Genomic DNA, 18,174 nt, shown 5'->3' with positions numbered 1-18,174 from the left:
GGGCCCTTCGTCTTGCCCGCCACGTGACGGACACCCATGACGAACGCCCCGCCTCCTGACGGAGACGGGGCGTTCGGTGGTGCTGGGGGAGTCAGCCGGCCTTCTTGCCCAGGGTGCCGAGGTAGAGCTCGATGACCTTGGGATCGTTCGCCAGCTCACGGCCCGTGCCGCTGTAGGCGGTGGTGCCCTGGTCGAGGACGTAGGCGCGGTCGCAGATCTGCAGGCAGCGACTGGCGTTCTGCTCGACCATGATGATCGAGACGCCGGCCTGGTTGATCTTGCGGGTCTGGACGAAGACCTCGTCCTGCATGACGGGGGAGAGGCCCGCCGAGGGCTCGTCGAGCAGCAGCACCGACGGGTCCATCATCAGGGCGCGGCCCATCGCGACCATCTGGCGCTCGCCACCTGACAGCGAGCCGGCCCGCTGCTTGGCGCGCTGGCCCAGCGTCGGGAACAGGTCGGTCACGAAGGCGAAGCGGTCCTTGAACTTCGAGGGGGCCTGGTAACAGCCCATCTCGAGGTTCTCCTCGATCGTCAGGCTCGGGAACACGTTGTTCGTCTGGGGGACGAAGCCGATGCCCTTGCTGACCAGCACGTCGGCACGCTGATTGGTGATCTCATCACCCTTCAGCAGCACGGTGCCCGAGTGGATCTTGACCAGGCCGAACAGGGCCTTGAGCAGCGTCGACTTGCCGGCGCCGTTGGGGCCGATGATGCCGACCAGTTCGCCGGGCTGGCAGTACAGGTCGGCGCCGTTGAGGATGTTCACGCCCGGCAGGTAACCCGCGATGAGGTTGTCGGCGCGGACAACGGCGCCGTCGGCACCGTCGAGGTGCTTGCGACGCTCGGACTCGGGCGTCTGAGGGGTGGGGATCGCGTCGCTCATGAATCGGCCTCCTCGGCCTTGATCTCGGCCTCGACCTCGGCCTCGAGGACGGACTCGTCCACCTCGCTGAGGTCGGTGTCGTGGTGGGCGCCCAGGTAGGCGTCGATGACACGCTGGTCGGCCATCACGGCCTCGGGTGTGCCCTCGGCGACGATCTGGCCCTGGGCCATGACGATGACCCAGTCGGAGATGTCGCGCACCATGTCCATGTCGTGCTCGACGAACAGGACCGAGCGGCCCTCGTCGCGCAACGACTTCACGTGCCCCAGCAGCGACTGCTTGAGGGCCGGGTTCACGCCGGCCATGGGCTCGTCGAGCATGATCAGCTCGGGGTCGACCATGAGGGCGCGTGCCATCTCGAGCAGCTTGCGCTGACCGCCGGACAGCGATCCGGCGAAGTCCTCGCGCTTGGCGTCGAGCTTGAACCGGGCGAGCAGATCGTCCGCGCGAGCGGTGATCTCGTCCTCCTGGCTGCGCCAGAACGACTTGAAGATCGACGGGAAGAACTTCTCGCCGCGTTGGCCGGTGGCCCCCAGGCGCATGTTCTCGATGACCGTGAGCTTGGACAGCACCTTGGTCAGCTGGAACGTGCGCACCATGCCCAGTCGGGCGACCTTGTAGGCCGGCACCTTGGCGAGGGGCTGATCGTTGAAGGCCCACGACCCGCTGTCGGGGACGTCGAATCCCGTGAGCAGGTTGAACAGGGTCGTCTTGCCCGCGCCGTTGGGTCCGATGAGCGCCGTGATGACGCCACGCTGGATCTCGACGTGCTGGACGTCGACGGCCTTGAGGCCACCGAACGTGCGGGTGATGTCGTCGCCCACGACGATCGGGTCGGGCTTGCGCACTCCCGGATCGTTGGGCAGGGCGGCCAGTGCCGCGCGGGCACTGTTGAGGTCAACGGTCATCGAGCGCGATCTCCCTTCGATCGCCGAAGATCCCCTGAGGTCGGTAGATCATCAGCAGCATGAGGCCGAGGCCCATGAGGATGTAGCGGATGAGGCTGGCCTGCGTGTCGGTCATGACCGAGGCCGGGATCAACGGGTCGATGCCGCGCGTGGCCTGGCTGAAGAACTCGCCGAGGCCGCTGATGAGGAACCAGAAGATCATGGAGCCCACGACGGGGCCCAGGACGCGGGCCGCACCACCGATCAGCAACGCCGTGTAGGCGAAGAAGGTCAGGTTGGTGCTGTAGTCCGACGGGACGACCGAGCCCTGCTTCAGGGCGAAGAAGATGCCGCCCAGGCCGCCGATGACGCCACCGAGCATGAGCGCCTGCATCTTGTACAGGAACACGTTCTTGCCCAGCGAGCGCACGGCGTCCTCGTCCTCACGGATCGAGCGCAGGACGCGTCCCCAGGGGCTGCGCATGAGCGCCCAGGTCAGCAGGCAGCACAGCGCGACGGCGACCCAGCCGGCGGTCATCGCCCACAGGTCGTTGCGTCCCCAGGAGGCGAAGCCCAGATCGACGCCCGAGCTGTAGGGGTTGAGGTCGTTCCAGGTCTGCGTGAATCCGTTGAGACCGTTGGAGCCACCGAAGACCTTCTTGGTCTCGACGGCGCCGAAGACCAGGCGCAGGATCTCGGCCGCTGCGATCGTGACGATCGCGAGATAGTCCGCTCGCAGTCGCAGCGTGGGAACGCCGAGCACGAGGGCGAGCAACAGTGCCGCGAACAGGCCCGCCGCGATGCCGACCGGCAGCGGCAGGTCCAGCTGGACCATGGTCACGGCCAGGCCGTAGGCGCCGACGGCCATGAAGCCCGCCTGGCCGAAGTTCAGCAGGCCGGTGTAGCCGAAGTGGATGTTCAGGCCGATCGCGGCGAGTGCGAACACGATCGCCTGCGGGCCGAAGGCGTTCGAGAACGCCGCGTCGATGATGTTGCCGATGTCCATGGGTCAGCCGATCCTCTCCGCGCGGCCCAAGATGCCCTGCGGCCTGATGAGCAGGATGAGGATGAGCACGATGAGCGCGCCCACCTCCTTGATCGAGCTGGGGACGCCGAACAACGGCCCGACCTCGGTGATGATGCCGATGATCAGGGAGCCGAGGATGGCACCCCACACGGTGCCGAGCCCGCCCAGGACGCTCGCTGCGAAGACCATGAGCAGCAACTGGTAGCCCATCATGAAGTTGACCTGGCTGTTGACGCCGAGCAGGACTCCGGCCAGGGCCGTGAGGGCCGTGCCCAGGATCCAGACGTTCGAGATGACGCCGTCGACGCGCATGCCGGACGAGGCCGACAGCGCCGGGTTGTCCGAGACCGCACGCATCGCCTTGCCCAGGCGCGTGCGCGCCATGATCGTCGTGACGATGCCGATCGCCACGGCCGCGATGACCATGATCGCGATCTCCTTGTCCGACAGGTCGAACAGCCCGAAGTCGTGGGCCCGCTGCGACGTGTACTCGGTGTAGGAGCGCGTTCCGGCGCCGAAGAAGTACTGGTAGAGGTTACGCAGCAGCAGACCCAGGCCGATCGACACGATCATCATGGCGATCAGGCCGGTGCCGCGGTTCCGCAGCGGACGCCACAGGCCGCGATCCTGGACCCAGCCGAACACGCCGCCCGCGAGTATCGCGAGGACGCCGGCGAGGAGCAGCGGTAGGCCGAGGGTGACATTGAAGAGGTACGCCGCGACTCCGCCGAAGGTGATCAGCTCACCGTGGGAGAAGTTCGTCAAGCCCGTCGTGCCGAAGATCAGCGAGAGGCCCAGAGCCGCCAGGGCGATGATGAGGCCGTACTTCACGCCCGAGATGAGACTGTCGACGAGTCGCTCGGCGAACGGGGTGGTCTCGACGACCTCACCGTTCAACGGGAACGCGACGTTCTGTCCCGAAGCCAGGTTGACCGTGACGTCGAGCGTCTTCTTGCCGGTGAGCTTCACCTCGGCGGGCAGGGTGGACTCGTCGATGGAGACCGCGTACTTGCCCTTGCCGGGGATGGCGATGGCCGCCACACCCATGTCGTTGGTGACGCCCCGTCCGATCTCGGTGTCGGATTCGTCCGACACGGTGACCGTGACGTTCGGTACCGGGGGCGGGTTGTCGCCGGCCTTGCCACCCTTCTGGTCGAGCAGCCGTACCCGGATCGCTGCTCCCGACACGGGAGCGTCCGAGGCCGGTGCCGAGGCACTGGGCTGGGGGGAGGGGGACGTGGTCTCGGCGGACGCGGGGTTCGCAAGAAGCACGAGCCCGGCCGTCATCACCCAGAACAGCGCCGCTGTTCGCAGTCGCACACATTCTCCTGTCGGTGTCTGCGCACCGGTCGGGCACGCCAGAGTCGATCCCGAAGAGCATAGCCATGTGAACGTCCCGGCGGCGGGCTCTCGAGGATCCCTTTGGTAACAGTTCGGTTTCGATTCGGGTCGCGCCGGGTCATTCCCAGGCACCGGCGTGGGGGCGTAGGCTGTCGACGTCCCCGTCCCCCCGCCCGGAGGTTCACGTCGATGGCATTGCGCCAGCCCATCGAGATCCGCGATGTCGAGCTCGACGACGCCGCCTCGCTGATCGAGCTCTGGGTCGCGTGCGCCGAGGCGGTCAGCGACGAGGGATCCGAGGCCTACACCCAGCAGACCCTGTGGCGCTGCCCCGACGAGGCCGAGGCCCGTGCCGCGATCGAGTTCAACGCCCGCGAGCACCGCCGCCGGCTGATCGTGGCCCTCGTGGGCGGCGAGCTGGTCGGAGCCGTGGCGGCCGACCTCGCGACACTGAACCCGATCACGATGTGCAAGGTCATGATCGTCACCGATCTGCAGGTCAAGCCGAGCCATCGCCGGCGCTCCATCGCGTCGAGCCTGCTCTCGGTGGTCGCCGCGTACGCGGAGGAGCAGGACTGCGAGCTGGTCCTGGCCAACTCCGCGGCCCACGCCCGCGAGCCCAACCGGTACCTGACGAAGCTCGGCTTCAACCAGATCGCCGTGCTGCGGGCGATCCCCCTGGGCAAGCTCAACGCCCGCCTGGCGACCAAGTCCTCCGGCTCGCGCGAGACCGGGCGTCTGCTCGCCGTCCGTCGCTCGCTGCGGCGGCGTGCCGCCGTCCGAGGCTGACGCTGTCGGACCGGCCGACTAGGGTCGTGGGGTGGACCGACTCCTGCTGATCGACGGCCATTCGGTGGCCTATCGCGCCTTCTTCGCACTCCCGGTCGAGAACTTCGCGACCTCCACGGGACAGAGCACGAACGCCGTCTTCGGCTTCACCTCGATGCTCATCAACGTCCTGCGCGACGAGGCACCCACCCACGTCTGCGTCGCCTTCGATCTGTCGCGTCAGTCGTTCCGCACCGAGGAGTACGCCGAGTACAAGGCCAACCGGTCGAAGTCGCCCGAGGAGTTCTCCGGCCAGGTCGCCCTGGTCAAGGAGGTGCTCGACGCGATGGACATCCGCCACGTCGACAAGGCCGGCTACGAGGCGGACGACATCATCGCGACCCTCGCGACCCGCGCCGAGGCCGCCGGCATGGAGGTCCTGGTCTGCTCCGGCGACCGTGACGCGATCCAGCTCGTCACCGACCAGGTGACGCTGCTGTACCCGCGCAAGGGCGTGTCGGACCTGGCCCGGATGACGCCGACGGCCGTGCAGGAGAAGTACGGCGTCCTGCCGGAGTTCTACCCCGACATCGCCGCGCTCGTGGGCGAGACCAGCGACAACCTGCCGGGCGTGCCCGGCGTCGGTCCCAAGACCGCCGCCAAGTGGATCAACGGCTACGGCAGCCTCGACGCGCTGATCGGCCACGTCGACGAGGTCCCGGGCAAGGCGGGGCAGTCGCTGCGCGACCACCTCGACTCGGTCCTGCGCAACCGCCGGCTCAACGCCCTCGTGCGCGACCTCGACCTGCCGCTCGGGCCGGCCGACCTCACGCTCGACACCGCGTTCGACCGCGAGAAGGTGCACACGGTCTTCGACTCGCTGGAGTTCACCGCACTGCGCGATCGCCTCTTCACCACGTTCCCGGGCACCACCGACGAGGTCGAGCCCGAGGCGGGCTTCGACCTCGCGGGCCGGGTGCTCGGTCAGGGCGAGGTCGCCGCGTGGCTCGAGCAGCACGCCGTCGGCGACATCGGCCTGCACGTCCAGGGATCGTGGGGCCGCGGCGGGGGCGACGTGATCGCGATGGCACTGGCCACGCAGGACGAGGCGGCCTGGCTCGACCTGGCCGAGCTGACGCCGCAGGACGAGTCCGCCCTGGGCGAGTGGCTCGCCGATCCCACCCGCGGCAAGGTCCTGCACGACGCCAAGGGCCCGATGCTGGCGCTGGCCGATCGCGGGTGGACCCTGCGCGGCCTGGCCGCCGACACCGCGCTCTCGGCGTATCTCGTGCGTCCCGACCAGCGGTCGTACGACCTGGCCGACCTGTCGGTCCGGTACCTCAAGCGCGAGCTGCGCGACGACGCCGCCGACAGCGGCCAGCTCTCCCTCGACACCGACGACGACGCCGAGATCGCGATGCTGCGGGCGCGCGCCACACTCGACCTGTCCGTGGCCCTGGCCACCGAGGTCGAGCAGTCCGGCGGCACCAAGCTGCTGGCCGACGTCGAGCTGCCCCTGGTCTCGACGTTGGCCCGGATGGAGCGGGCGGGGATCGCCGTCGACGACGATGCACTGCTCACCCTCGAGTCGGAGTTCGCGTCCCGCGCCCAGCAGGCCGCCGATGCGGCCTACGCGTCGATCGGCGGCAAGGAGATCAACCTCGGTTCGCCCAAGCAGTTGCAGGTCGTGCTGTTCGACGAGCTCGGCATGCCCAAGACCAAGCGCACCAAGACCGGTTACACGACCGACGCCGACTCGCTGCAGCAGCTGTACGCCAAGACGGGGCACCCGTTCCTCGAGCACCTGCTGGCGCACCGGGACGTCACGAAGCTGCGTCAGACGGTCGAGACCCTGCGCCGTTCGATCTCCGACGACGGCCGGATCCACACGACCTACGCCCAGACCATCGCGGCCACCGGACGGCTCAGCTCGAACGATCCGAACCTGCAGAACATCCCGATCCGCACGGCCTCGGGCCGGCGCATCCGCGAGGCGTTCGTCGTCGGCGCGGGGTACGACACGCTGCTCACGGCCGACTACAGCCAGATCGAGATGCGGATCATGGCCGACCTGTCCGAGGACGCGGACCTGATCGAGGCGTTCAACTCCGGTGAGGACTTCCACACCGTGATGGCGGCCAAGGTGTTCGAACGCGATCCCGAGGACATCGACACCGAGCTGCGCGCCCGGATCAAGGCGATGAACTACGGTCTGGCCTACGGCTTGTCGGCGTACGGGCTCAGCCAGCAGCTGTCGATCTCGACCGGCGAGGCGCAGGGCCTGATGGACGACTACTTCCAGCGTTTCGGCGGCGTCCGCGACTACCTGCGCGGGCTGGTCGACGAGGCGCGGCAGACGGGCTTCACCGAGACGATCATGGGCCGGCGCCGCTACCTGCCGGATCTGCAGAGCGACAACCGCCAGCGCCGCGAGATGGCCGAGCGGATGGCCCTGAACGCCCCGATCCAGGGATCGGCGGCCGACATCATCAAGGTCGCGATGCTCAACGTCGAGCGGGCCATCGACGAAGCCGGGCTGTCGTCGCGGATGCTCCTGCAGGTCCACGACGAACTGGTGCTCGAGACGACCGACAGCGAGCTCGAGCAGCTCACGGCTCTCGTCCGTCGCGAGATGGCTGCGGCGGCCGACCTGTCGGTCCCGCTCGACGTCTCGGTCGGCGTGGGGCGGACCTGGCACGAGGCCGGCCACTAGTCCTCAGGGGACGGGTGGCTCGGTCACCTCGGTCTGCTTCGGCTCGGGAGTGCGGCGGATCAGCGGCCACACCAGCAGGACGGCCGAGAGGGCGGCGGCAGTGATGGCCATCGTCGTCACCAGGCCGACGATGCCGATCCGGTTGAAGTACGCGACGCAGAAGACCGTGGCCGTTGCGATCCACACCAGCACGGCCACGCCGCCCTCGCGCCGTGCCAGCGCGTCGAACACCAGCAGGTAGACGATCGCCAGGAAGGTGCCCGAGACGGCGAAGAGCCACAGGTCGCCGGTGATCTCCGCGTACTGGTCGCCGCCGACCAGGATGAGCGCCAGCTTCGGCAGAACGGCGGCGCCCGCGACGACCGCCACGCCCAGCAGGGCCACGAGACCCACGGCGCGCAGGCGTGTGCGGTGGCTGGAGTCGCGCGCGAGGCTCGGGAAGAACACGACGCTGACGAACTGCGGCAGGAAGAGCGTGGACTTGGTCAGGATCAGGCCCGACGCGTAGAGGCCACTGTCGTGGGCGTCGAAGCCGCCGCGGGCGATCAGGGCGTCGACGTTGCTGAAGGCGAAGTAGGCCAGCAGTGTCGACGCCGATGTCACGGTCTCGAAGACGAGCGGCCGGCGGCTGTGGGCATCGCCGCCGCCGGTGGCCTTGAGCAGTCCCATGCCCAAGATGACCGGCAGCCACGATCCGATCGCCAGCCCCATCATCGCGTTCGTCGCGGTCGGTTCGATCGCCAGGCCGGCCAAGCCGCCGAAGAGGCGGCCGAACCCGTTGCCGAGGTAGAGCGCGGCCAGTTTCCCCCAGCGTCCCGTGCCCTGCGCGACGCCCAGTTGGGCGCCAGCCAGGGTCAGCGGCACGAGCATCGCCCCACACCAGATGACGGCCCACACCGAGTCGAACGAGAATGCGGGGGTCAGGATCGGGCTGGACAGGGCGGTGGCCAGGCCCACCAGCAGGGACAGCGCCAGGGCGACCCGCGACGCGGTGTGCACGATCTGGATGGTCTGCCCGGGACGGACCGAGATCCGGCGGGCGATGGAGGCCTGCAGTCCCAGCGCGACGACGTTGGCGATGAGGGTGAGGCTCAACAAGGCGGTGAGGGCGCCGAACTCGGCGGGAACCAGCTGGCGGGCGGCGAGCAGGTTGAAGCCGTAGGTGGCGACGTTCATCACCATCATCGCGACGGCGACGATCGAGCCGCTGGAGACGGTGGCGCGGGTCGAGCGGTTCATGGCGCCTCCCCGTGGGCCGCGTCGGCGAAGCGCAGGACCTGGGGCATCATCCAGGCCCACACGAGCGGAGCGGACTCGGTGGTGAAGTGCAGCCCGTCCTCGTACAGGGGATCGTCGCCCAGCATCGGGCGGTAGCCGTCGGAGCACAGGGCGCCGAAGGAGTCCACGACGGGCACGTCGTTCTCGCGTGCCCAGTCCGTCACGACCGCGTTGACCTGCTTGACCCGGTCGACGTCGTTCAACTGCTGCATCTCGACGATGTCGAACGCGGGGATGTCATGGCACGCCAGCGTCGACAACGCGAGGCTGCGGGCGCCCGTCGCGCGTGCGGCCACCTGGTCGAGCCCGTCCCGGATCAGCTCGGTGTGCTCAACGGTGCCGAACTCGGCGACATCGCCGTCGCGCACGAGGTCCGAAACGAAGGTCTGGGGCACGAAGAACAACAGTACGTCGGGTCGGTTCGCCTTGACCGTCTCGGGCCATTCCTCACGCCACTGCAGGCAGCTGCGGGTCGGCTCGGTGGGCTTGCCGTCGACGACCTTCTGCAACTCGAACGGATCGCACCCCAGATGCGTGCTCTGGCTCAGGGAGAGCTGGCGGAACTCGTGCGTCGCGACGTTCCGGTACAGGCTGAACGGGATCGAGTTGCCCAGCAACATGGCCGAACGCCGCGCCTCGGCGGTGTAGGGCTCGGGCGTGAGCACGAGCGGTGGCGCATCGGAGTCGCTGTGCTGGGCGACGAGGCCGCGGTCGAGCGGCTCGGAGTGGGCGACGACGACCGCACCGGCCACCACCAACGGCGCGGCGAGGACCGTGACGACCCGGGACACACCGCGCAGCGACGTGATCATCGGACGGCGGCCGCGGATCGGCGCCTCGATGAAGCGGTAGGTGAGCCAGGCCAGCAGGACCGCGAGGCCGACCCGGACGAGGTCCAGCGCGACACCGTCCAGGGCGGTCGTGCCGGGACGCAGGAACACGATGATCGGCCAGTGCCACAGGTACAACGGGTAGCTGATGAGTCCGATGAAGCGGGGGACCGGGCTGCCCAGGACCGTCGTGAACGTGCCGGGCCGCCCGCCCGCAGCCGCCAGGATCGTGACGAGGGCCGCCAGGCACACCACGACGAGACCCCCGGTGAAGACCACGCCGGAGTTCGAATCGAGCAGGAGCATTGCAGCGACGACCGCCGCGAGCGCGCCCCACGCCAGGACGTCGCGTGCGGGGGAGGCCCGACGCTCGGCGAAGGCGGACCGGCCCAGGACGAGCGCGGCGCACACCCCGATCAACAGCTCGAAGGCGCGGGTGAAGGTGCTGTAGTACAGGTCCGTGATCTCAGCGCCATGGAGGTAGCCGTACGCCATGGCACCGGCCGAGGCGACGGCCAGGGCGACGAACACCGCGGCCTGTCGGTACCGCGTCCGGGCGATGACGCCCACGGCGATCAGCAGCAGCGGGAAGACGATGTAGAACTGCTCCTCGATGGACAGGGACCACGTGTGCCGCACCGGGGAGGGCAGCGAGAGCTGGTCGAAGTACTGCTCGTCGCCGAGCATGAACCGCCAGTTCGACACATAGAACAAGGAGGAGACGATGTCCCACGCGACCGCGGATCGGCGACCCGGCACGGTCCAGATCCACGCCGCGGCCGCCACCGCGAGCAGCACGGTCAGCAGCGAGGGAAGCAGCCGGCGCATGCGGGCGCCCCAGAACCGCACGACGCTGATGCGGCCCCAGCGGTCCTGCTCGGCCATGAGCAGGTGGGTGATCAGGAAGCCCGACAGGACGAAGAACAGATCGACCCCGAGCCAGCCGCCGGGCAGCAGGCTCTCGTCCAGGTGGAACACCAGGACACCGGCGATCGCCACCGCTCGCAGGCCGTCGAGGGCCGGGCGGTAGGGCAGCCGCGCGCGCGGCGGTGCGATGGGGTGCGTCATCGAACGGGCGGGCGGCTACCGCCGTCCTCAGCGACCGTCGTCGAGGAGTCGCCGGCGGGCGCCGCCGTCGGCGTAGTAGTCGTCCTCGCGGGAGAAGCGCTGGTCGTCCTCGCGGGACAGACGCTGCGCCTCGTCACCGGTGCCGGCTGCGCCGGTCTCGGAACGGCTGACGGCACGCTCGACCTGGTGGCTGAAGCCGAACAGCATGGCGCCGACGCCGGCGATGCCCACGGCCGCGGCGATCGCCGCGATGCTCCGGTACAGGTACTGCGTGTTGATCGGGCCGCAGACGCCTGCCTGGAAGTCGTCCGAGGGCGGCTGCAGGGCGGACCCGCACTCGAAGATGGCTCCGGAGCTGGTCTGGATGTCCGTGATCGGCGTCAGCAGCAGGTAGATCCCGTACGCCAGGAAGGGGATGGCGGCGAGGATCGCGACCTTCGTCCCCAGGTTGGGCAGGGGTCGAGAACGCACATCGGAGTCGTCGAGCATGTGACGCATACTACTATGACCAGCGCCGTGCGTACGCGCGGGTAACCAAGAGTTAAGGCAGGGATCTGTGCGACGAGCGATCGTCCTGGCGGGGGGTCTGGGGACCCGGCTGAGGCCCGCTGTCGGCGACCTGCCCAAGCCTCTGGTCGACGTCGGGGGAGAGCCGCTCGTGGCCCATCAACTCCGACGGCTGGCCGCTGCCGGTGTGCCCGACATCGTGATCGCCGCCGGCTTCGGCGCGCAGCAGGTGCAGGACGAGCTCGGCGACGGCTCGCGCTGGGACGTGCGGCTGACCTACAGCCGCGAGCAGCAGCCGCTCGGCACGGGCGGTGCGTTGGCCCTCGCGGCCCGCGCTGCCGTCGCCCCCGGCGACACGGTCGTGGTCGTCAACGGCGACCTGCTGTCGGCCCACGACCTCGCGGCCCAGATCGACGCCTTCGAGCGCTCGGGCGCCGATGTCTCGATCCACGTCCGCGAGGTCGACGACGCCCGCCCCTACGGCGTGGTCTCTCTCGACGACTCCGGGACCCGGATCCGCGGGTTCCGCGAGAAGCCGCGGATCGCCGCGCCGGGTCTGGTGAACGCCGGCACGTACGTGATGCGCGGCTCGGTCCTGCTGGACCTGCCCGACACGGTGCCGCTCTCCCTCGAGGTCGACGTCTTCCCCGGTCTGGCCGCCGACTCGGACGTGCGCGCCCACCGCGATGACGCGCCCTTCCTCGACGTCGGCACCCCCGACGCCCTCGAGCGGGCCCGTCAGGCGTGGCGATGACCAGCGCCCCGCCGCAGCGCGGCCGGGTCACCGCCCTGGACGGGATCCGCGGCGGTTTCATGCTGCTGTTCATGCTCTACCACCTCGGGGTGCCGGGGCTGGACGGAGCGTGGACGGGGCTGAGCCTGTTCTTCGTCCTGTCGGCCTACCTCATCACCCGGCTGCTCCTGCGCGAGCGGCGCCGGTTCGGCGGTGTCGACGTCCCGGGCTTCTACCGGCGGCGCGCCCGGCGACTGATGCCCGCGCTGATCCTGTTGTTGCTGGCCCTGGGCGTGTGTGGGCTCCTCGTCGCGGACGAGTTCGCGCGCCGCCAGCTGCGCGGCGACATGCTGGCCAGCCTGGGGTTCGTCATGAACTGGCGACTGGTGCTCGACGCCGATCAGTACTTCTCGACATTCGGCTCCCCGTCACTGTTGCGGCACGCCTGGACGCTCTCGGTCGAGGAGCAGTTCTACCTGTGCGTCCCGCTGTTGCTGGCGATCCTCGCGCTGATGCGTCGCCGCGTCGCGATGGTCGTCCTGGCCCTGGCCGCCGTCGGGTCGGCCTGGTGGACCGCCCAAGTGGGCCTCGGAGACGCGTCGGCCATCGCCCATGCGTACTACGGCACCGACACGCGAGCGCAGTCGCTGCTCATCGGCATGCTGGTGGCGTTCATCGACGACGGGTGGCGGGACCGCACGCCGGCGGTGCTGCGCCGTTGCGGTCCGGTGCTGGCCTGGACGATGCTCGCCACGGCGCTGGCCCTGTTGGTCGTCGTGGAGCCGATGGAGCCGTTCATGTTCCTCAGCGGCGGGTTGCTGCTGCAGGCGATCGTGGTCGGTCTGCTCATCCTGCCTCTCGCGCACGGCGTCGGAGGCTCGGCCGGTCGGGTCCTCTCCTGGGCGCCCTTGGCCTACCTCGGCGTGCGCAGCTACGGCCTCTACCTCTTCCACTGGCCGCTCACCGTGTGGTTCGGCCAGGCCTTCCCGACCGCCCCGGTCTGGGTCGCGGCACCGGTCGTCCTGGCGATCTCGATCGCCGCTGCCGCCGCCAGCTACCGGTGGATCGAGGAGCCGGTCATGCGCCGCGGTGTCCGTGGCCTGCTGCCGCGCCTGCGCCGACCCGGGCGGGTCGCCGTCGCCGCGCCGCTCGGCGTCGTCCTGGTCGCGTTGGCCGTGGGCCAGGTGGGCGCCACGGCTTCGCAGGTCGGTGGCCGCTCGGTGGACGTGCCGCCGCTGGTCGCGGGCAGCGCGGCCTACGACCCGCGCGAGAAGCCCACGCGGATCGCGTTCTACGGCGACTCCGTCGCCGACAACCTCGTCACGTACTTCCCGTCGGCGGACTATCCCGATCTGCTCGTGAGCGGCCTGGCGGTGCCCGGGTGCGACGTGGTCGACCTCAAGCCGGCCTGGAACGAGGAGCTCGGCGGTGCGCCGGACGCCGAGTGCCGTCGCAGCTGGACGAACCTGGGGGAGCGGCTGCGCGACCTGGACGCCGACACCGTGGTGATGGTGCTGGGCACCTTGATCTCGATCCCGCACTACTCGCCCGAGGGTGAGGTGTGGTGGCTTCAGGACCGGCCCTACCGCCGAGCCGTCGAGGAGGCCCTGGACGGACTGGTCGCCCAGGCCGAGAGTGCCGGTGTCACGCCGCAGATCGCCACCGTGCCGTGCCGGATCGACGGCCGCCAGGGCCAGGCGCCGGCGTTGCGCACCTACTTCGAGGCCCATCCGGACGTCGCCGAGGCGACCTCCGACCCGAAGGTCGTCAACTCCTGGATCCGGGCCTGGGCGCGCGATCGGGACGTCGCGGTCCTGGACCTCTACGAGGTGCTCGAGTGCTCGGAGGGCTTCCGTCCCGAGGTCAACGGGGTGAACCTGTACGGCGATCAGCTGCACTTCTCCGACGAGGGCGCCGCGATGGTCTGGACGTGGCTCGCGCCCCGTGTGCGCGACCACGCCTCGAGGGCGGGGACGCGATGAGGTTCGCCGAGCAGCTGACACCCACCCAGGGTGCGCGCAGCGCCGCGCTCGACGGCGCCCGCGGCTACGCCGTGCTGGTGCTCATGGCGTATCACTTCGGGGTCGAGTCCCTGCAGGGTGCGTGGGTCGGTCTCAACCTGTTCTTCGTCTTCTCCGGCTACGTGATCGTGATGATCTTGCTGAAGGAGCACGCCCGGTTCGGCCGGGTGAGCATCCTGGACTTCTACCGGCGCCGCGCCCGGCGTCTGCTTCCCGCGCTCGCCGTGCTGATCGTGGTGGTCGGCACGTGGGCCGTCGTGGAGGCCGACAACGCCACTCGTCGGCCGATGAAGGACGACATCCTGGCGACCGTCGGATTCGTCATGAACTGGCGCCTGGTGTCGCAGGGCGACCAGTACTTCGCCGAGTTCGGCAACCCCTCGTTCTTCCGGCACGTGTGGACGCTGTCGGTCGAGGAGCAGTTCTACATCGTGGCGCCGATCGCCGCGGTCCTGCTCGTGCGCCTGGTCGCCTCGCGGGCCCTGCGGGTGTCCATCGTCCTGGCCGTGGCGGTCGCCTCGGCGGTCTGGACGGCCCAGATAGGCCTGGCCACGTCCGAGGCGCAGGCGCACGCCTACTACGGCACGGACACGCGCATCCAGGCGCTGCTCGCGGGCATGGCGATGGCGTTCGCGGTCGGTCCCGACCGCGTGGGACGTCGGCCGCGCGCGATGAGCGCCCGGACCGCCGGGCTCCTGGCGTGGACCGCCACGCTCGTCACCACCGCAGGGTTCTTCCTGGTGCGGCCGATGGCGCCGGTGATGTTCGAGCGCGGCGGCATGCTGGCCCTGTCGCTGCTCACGGCGCTCGGCATCGCCGGCATCGTCCAGGTCGGGCGGGGACCGTACCGCCGGATCTTCACGTGGGGCCCGCTGGTCTACCTCGGGATCCTGACGTACGGGCTGTACCTGTGGCACTGGCCCGTGAAGCTGTGGCTCGACCGGTACGCGGCCGATCTGCCGGTGGTCGCCGAGCTGCTCATCGGCTCGACGGCGACACTGGCGATCGCCGCGCTCAGCTTCCACCTGATCGAGGTCCCGGTGATGCGCGGCGGACTGGCCGAGCTGGCCCGCGGCGTCAACGCCGGCCGAGCCCTCGCCGTCGGCGCCACGGTCCTGGTCCTGGTGACGGCGTTCCGGGTCGGCGCCGTGCCCACGGTCCAGGAGGACATCGCTGCCGGTCGCGTCCCCGAGCTCACCCCCGGGACCGCGCCGTACGAGGCCCGCGAGACGCCGCTGCGCGTGGCGATCTACGGCGACTCCGTCCCGTACTACCTGGCGCAGGGCTTCCCGGCGCAGAGCTACCCCGACCTGCACCTGACGAATCTCGCCGTCGAGGGCTGCGGACTGCTGCCCCTCACCACCTTCTGGTCGCCGGGCTATCGCGAGCCGGTCAAGCCCCAGTGCCGGGACAGTCGCGAGCAGATGGCCGACGAGCTGAGGAAGAACGAGATCGACGTCCTGGTCCTCATGGTCGGCACGGACCTGGGGACCTTGCACGAGCAGGCCGACGGCTCCCTCATCGGTCCGGACGATCGACGACTGGGCCCGCTGGTGCGCGAGCAGCTCGACGACCTGCGCGCGGCGGCCGATGCCGCCGGGGTCCGGCAGGTCCAGCTCGTCACCCTGCCGTGCCGCGACGTGTCGGTCGAGCGGCTCCCGTCGCCGCCCTTCGACCGCGACTGGATGCGCGAGCACACCGAGGTCACGCGCAACCTGGCCGAGCCCGACCGGGCGAACCGTTGGTTCGCCTCGTGGGCCGACCGGACCGACACGCCTCTGTTGGACCTGCACGGCGCACTCGGGTGCGACGATGGCTTCCGCAAGCAGATCAACGGCATCACCTTGTTCCGGGACGCGCTGCACTTCTCGGAGGAGGCCAATCCGATGCTCTGGACGTGGCTCGCCCCTGCCATCCGGGACGCGTGGGACCAACTCGCGTGACCCGCCCCCGGAACCCGAACCGACAGCTAGGCTGATCGCCGCACGAAAGGCACTCATGGACACCTCCGCATTCTTCGACCGCGCCCCCACGCTCTTCCCCGGGGACCCGCAGGACACCGACCCGATCGATCCCTACTGGGACCAGGTCAAGGCCGACGTCGCGGGCTTCACGTCCTCCAACGAGCTGGCGATGCTCAACCTCGCCGCGGCGATCATGCCGGCGGACGAGGCCTACCTCGAGGTCGGCACGTTCAAGGGCCGCTCGATGTGCGGCACGGTCCGCGACAACGCCGACAAGGTGTTCTACGCGATGGAGAACTTCCTGGAGTTCGGCATGGCCGGCCAGGAGGCCCGCGCGGAGCTGATGGAGAACCTCGCCAAGTACGGGCACGGTGCCGACGTGCGGCTGCTCGAGGGTGACTGCTTCGACCTGATGGCGCGTCCGAACGTCATCGACCGCCCGGTCGGCGTGTACTTCTACGACGGCGAGCACACGTTGCTGGCGCACTACCTCGCACTCGCCGTGGTCGAGCCGCTGCTGGCCGACGAGGCGCTCGTGCTGGTCGACGACGCCACGTGGCCCGTCGTGCAGCGCGCGCACCGTCTGTTCCTCGAGCGTCACCCGGGGTGGACGATCGACGCGACGTGGGACGCGAAGTCCGACGACGATCCGCGCTGGGCGAACGGGCTGCACGCCCTGACGTTCCGCCGCACGGCCCCGACCGTGCTCAAGGGCCGCGACGAGTGGCTGCGCCGCTATCAGGTGCACCTGCAGAACCGGCTCAACCGGATCGCCTGGAAGGCCGCCACCAAGTTCCCCGGTGTCATGAAGTTCGGCGCCCGCATCATCATGGGCCGCTCGCGCGCGATCGAGCAGAAGCAGGACTGAGGCCGGTCAGGCCCGGCCGAGGTTCCGGGACCGGACCAGCGCCGCCGCGACGATGACGGCGGCGCCGATCGCACACACCGTGACCAGCTCGTACGGGGTGTCGTGGAACCACAGCACGATCACGGCGGACTGCAGCGCCAGCACGATCCACGTGAAGCGACCGAGCCAGGGGCTGTCCAGGCCCATCTCGGCGAACAGCGAGACCTGGACGAGCGCCCACAGGACGCCCAGCGCGACGCACGCGATGGCCAGCGGCCCGAACTCGGCGTACTCGGCGCCGCCGGCCAGGCGGATCCAGAAGGACGGGGCGACGGCGATGACGGCGACACCTGCCACTCCCAACCCCAGGATCAGGCCCAGGGAGCGGCGGAACGACCGGGCGGCTCCGGCCCCCTGCATGCGGGGGACGAGCAGCAGCGCGACGAACTGGGTGCCCCATCCCATGGCGCGGCCGAAGGTGGCCGCCAGCGCGTACCCGCCCGAGTCGTGGTCGTCGAGGTAGGCACGCGCCAGGGTCACGTCGACGTTGGTCAGGGCGATGAAGGCACCCAGCGACATCGTCGCGCGGACCAGTTCGGTGCCCAGTCGCCGATCGTCGTCCAGGGTCAGGTCGCTGCGGCACAGCGCCGCGCCGAGCGCGGCGACACCGACCGCCACGAGCAGCAGCAGCAGGAAGACCTGCGCCACCGTCAGTCCGAGCGCGGCCCCGCCGGCGCCGGCGGCCAGGCGGCCCGCGGCGGTGGCGACGTAGACGGCCGACAGTGCGGCCAGACGGTTGCGCCCCAGCAGGATGCCCTGGAAGGCGCCGGTGAGGGTCATCGGCACGAGCGTCAGACCCAGCCAGACCGCCGACCAGGTCGTGTCGAGCCGGAAGGCGTCGGCGAGCAGGGGAGCGGCGATGATCGTCGCGGCCGCCAGGGCGACGCCGACGACCAGTGCCGTGCGCAGGCCCCGCGAGTGGGGAGGGGCGCCCGCCACGTGACGCGCCACGATGACCTGCAGGGCGCCGGCCGGGACCGACAGGACGATGCCGTAGGCCGACAGCGCCGAGAAGCCGCCGAAGTCCGAGGGACCGAGGGCCCGCGACAGGATCAGGACGAAGACGTAGCTCAGGACGTTGGCCACGGCCATCGTGACGCCGAGCGCGGCTCCCGAACCCGGACGGGACCGGCTGAGGCGTGACGGGAGGGGCATGGCGACCTCAGGGTATCGGCTTGGTGACTCTCGGGTAACCGAACGTGTGACCGACGCTATATTGGACGGCGCTGTGCCCACGGCCACCC

Annotated in this window: 14 protein-coding genes; 6 read left to right on the top strand and 8 right to left on the bottom strand. The window is 69.9% G+C overall.

Features of this window, described 5'->3' with window-relative positions:
• Positions 1-91: 91 nt before the first annotated feature.
• Genes H9L21_RS09160 through H9L21_RS09145 form a run of 4 tightly spaced genes read right to left on the bottom strand, consistent with a single transcriptional unit; the run spans position 92 to position 4,120 of the window.
• Positions 92-886: an ABC transporter ATP-binding protein gene (locus tag H9L21_RS09160; RefSeq protein ID WP_154594783.1), complete on the bottom strand. Its 795-nt coding sequence runs from the start codon at positions 884-886 to the stop codon at positions 92-94.
• Positions 883-1,794: an ABC transporter ATP-binding protein gene (locus H9L21_RS09155; protein WP_154594784.1), complete on the bottom strand. Its 912-nt coding sequence runs from the start codon at positions 1,792-1,794 to the stop codon at positions 883-885. The genes H9L21_RS09160 and H9L21_RS09155 overlap by 4 nt, the downstream gene beginning before the upstream one ends.
• A complete protein-coding gene (locus tag H9L21_RS09150) occupies positions 1,784-2,779 on the bottom strand; it encodes a branched-chain amino acid ABC transporter permease (RefSeq protein WP_154594785.1) in 996 nt (331 codons plus the stop codon). Before H9L21_RS09150 ends, H9L21_RS09155 begins: the two co-directional genes overlap by 11 nt.
• 3 nt (positions 2,780-2,782) lie before the next feature.
• Positions 2,783-4,120, bottom strand: coding sequence for a branched-chain amino acid ABC transporter permease (locus H9L21_RS09145; protein WP_154594786.1), 1,338 nt, complete (start codon positions 4,118-4,120; stop codon positions 2,783-2,785).
• 210 nt (positions 4,121-4,330) lie between these two features.
• On the opposite strand from H9L21_RS09145, the gene H9L21_RS09140 reads away from it, so the two are divergent.
• Entirely contained in the window at positions 4,331-4,930 is a 600-nt protein-coding gene (locus tag H9L21_RS09140; RefSeq protein WP_154594787.1) for a GNAT family N-acetyltransferase, read from the top strand.
• A 31-nt stretch (positions 4,931-4,961) separates the two neighbouring features.
• Positions 4,962-7,622 carry a DNA polymerase I gene (polA, locus tag H9L21_RS09135; protein WP_187411400.1) on the top strand — a complete coding sequence of 887 codons (2,661 nt, stop codon included), beginning with the start codon at positions 4,962-4,964 and terminating at the stop codon, positions 7,620-7,622.
• A gap of 3 nt (positions 7,623-7,625) precedes the next feature.
• On the opposite strand, the gene H9L21_RS09130 is transcribed toward polA, so the two are convergent.
• Genes H9L21_RS09130 through H9L21_RS09120 form a run of 3 tightly spaced genes read right to left on the bottom strand, consistent with a single transcriptional unit; the run spans position 7,626 to position 11,287 of the window.
• Positions 7,626-8,861 carry a lipopolysaccharide biosynthesis protein gene (locus tag H9L21_RS09130; protein WP_154594788.1) on the bottom strand — a complete coding sequence of 412 codons (1,236 nt, stop codon included), beginning with the start codon at positions 8,859-8,861 and terminating at the stop codon, positions 7,626-7,628.
• Entirely contained in the window at positions 8,858-10,798 is a 1,941-nt protein-coding gene (locus H9L21_RS09125; RefSeq protein ID WP_154594789.1) for an acyltransferase family protein, read from the bottom strand. The genes H9L21_RS09130 and H9L21_RS09125 overlap by 4 nt, the downstream gene beginning before the upstream one ends.
• 27 nt (positions 10,799-10,825) lie before the next feature.
• Entirely contained in the window at positions 10,826-11,287 is a 462-nt protein-coding gene (locus H9L21_RS09120) for a hypothetical protein (RefSeq protein WP_154594790.1), read from the bottom strand.
• Positions 11,288-11,354: 67 nt separating this feature from the next.
• Here H9L21_RS09120 and H9L21_RS09115 point away from each other — a divergent pair, with 67 nt between their 5' ends.
• The 4 genes from H9L21_RS09115 to H9L21_RS09100 are packed head-to-tail and all read left to right on the top strand — an operon-like array spanning position 11,355 to position 16,891.
• Positions 11,355-12,059 carry a nucleotidyltransferase family protein gene (locus tag H9L21_RS09115; protein ID WP_154594791.1) on the top strand — a complete coding sequence of 235 codons (705 nt, stop codon included), beginning with the start codon at positions 11,355-11,357 and terminating at the stop codon, positions 12,057-12,059.
• A complete protein-coding gene (locus H9L21_RS09110) occupies positions 12,056-14,020 on the top strand; it encodes an SGNH/GDSL hydrolase family protein (RefSeq protein WP_154594792.1) in 1,965 nt (654 codons plus the stop codon). Before H9L21_RS09115 ends, H9L21_RS09110 begins: the two co-directional genes overlap by 4 nt.
• Positions 14,017-16,002, top strand: coding sequence for an acyltransferase family protein (locus H9L21_RS09105; protein WP_154594793.1), 1,986 nt, complete (start codon positions 14,017-14,019; stop codon positions 16,000-16,002). Before H9L21_RS09110 ends, H9L21_RS09105 begins: the two co-directional genes overlap by 4 nt.
• A 55-nt stretch (positions 16,003-16,057) precedes the next feature.
• Positions 16,058-16,891, top strand: a complete 834-nt coding sequence (locus tag H9L21_RS09100) for a class I SAM-dependent methyltransferase (protein WP_154594794.1) — start codon at positions 16,058-16,060, stop codon at positions 16,889-16,891.
• A gap of 6 nt (positions 16,892-16,897) precedes the next feature.
• Here the strand turns inward: H9L21_RS09100 and H9L21_RS09095 are convergent, their stop codons facing one another.
• The gene (locus tag H9L21_RS09095) at positions 16,898-18,085 is read right to left on the bottom strand and encodes a lipopolysaccharide biosynthesis protein (RefSeq protein WP_154594795.1); all 1,188 of its coding nucleotides are present in this window, start codon (positions 18,083-18,085) and stop codon (positions 16,898-16,900) included.
• Positions 18,086-18,174 lie beyond the last annotated feature (89 nt).

It is taken from the genome of Aeromicrobium senzhongii (assembly GCF_014334735.1).
GTDB classification, from domain to species: domain Bacteria; phylum Actinomycetota; class Actinomycetes; order Propionibacteriales; family Nocardioidaceae; genus Aeromicrobium; species Aeromicrobium senzhongii.
This window is presented reverse-complemented; position numbering and strand designations above follow the sequence as displayed.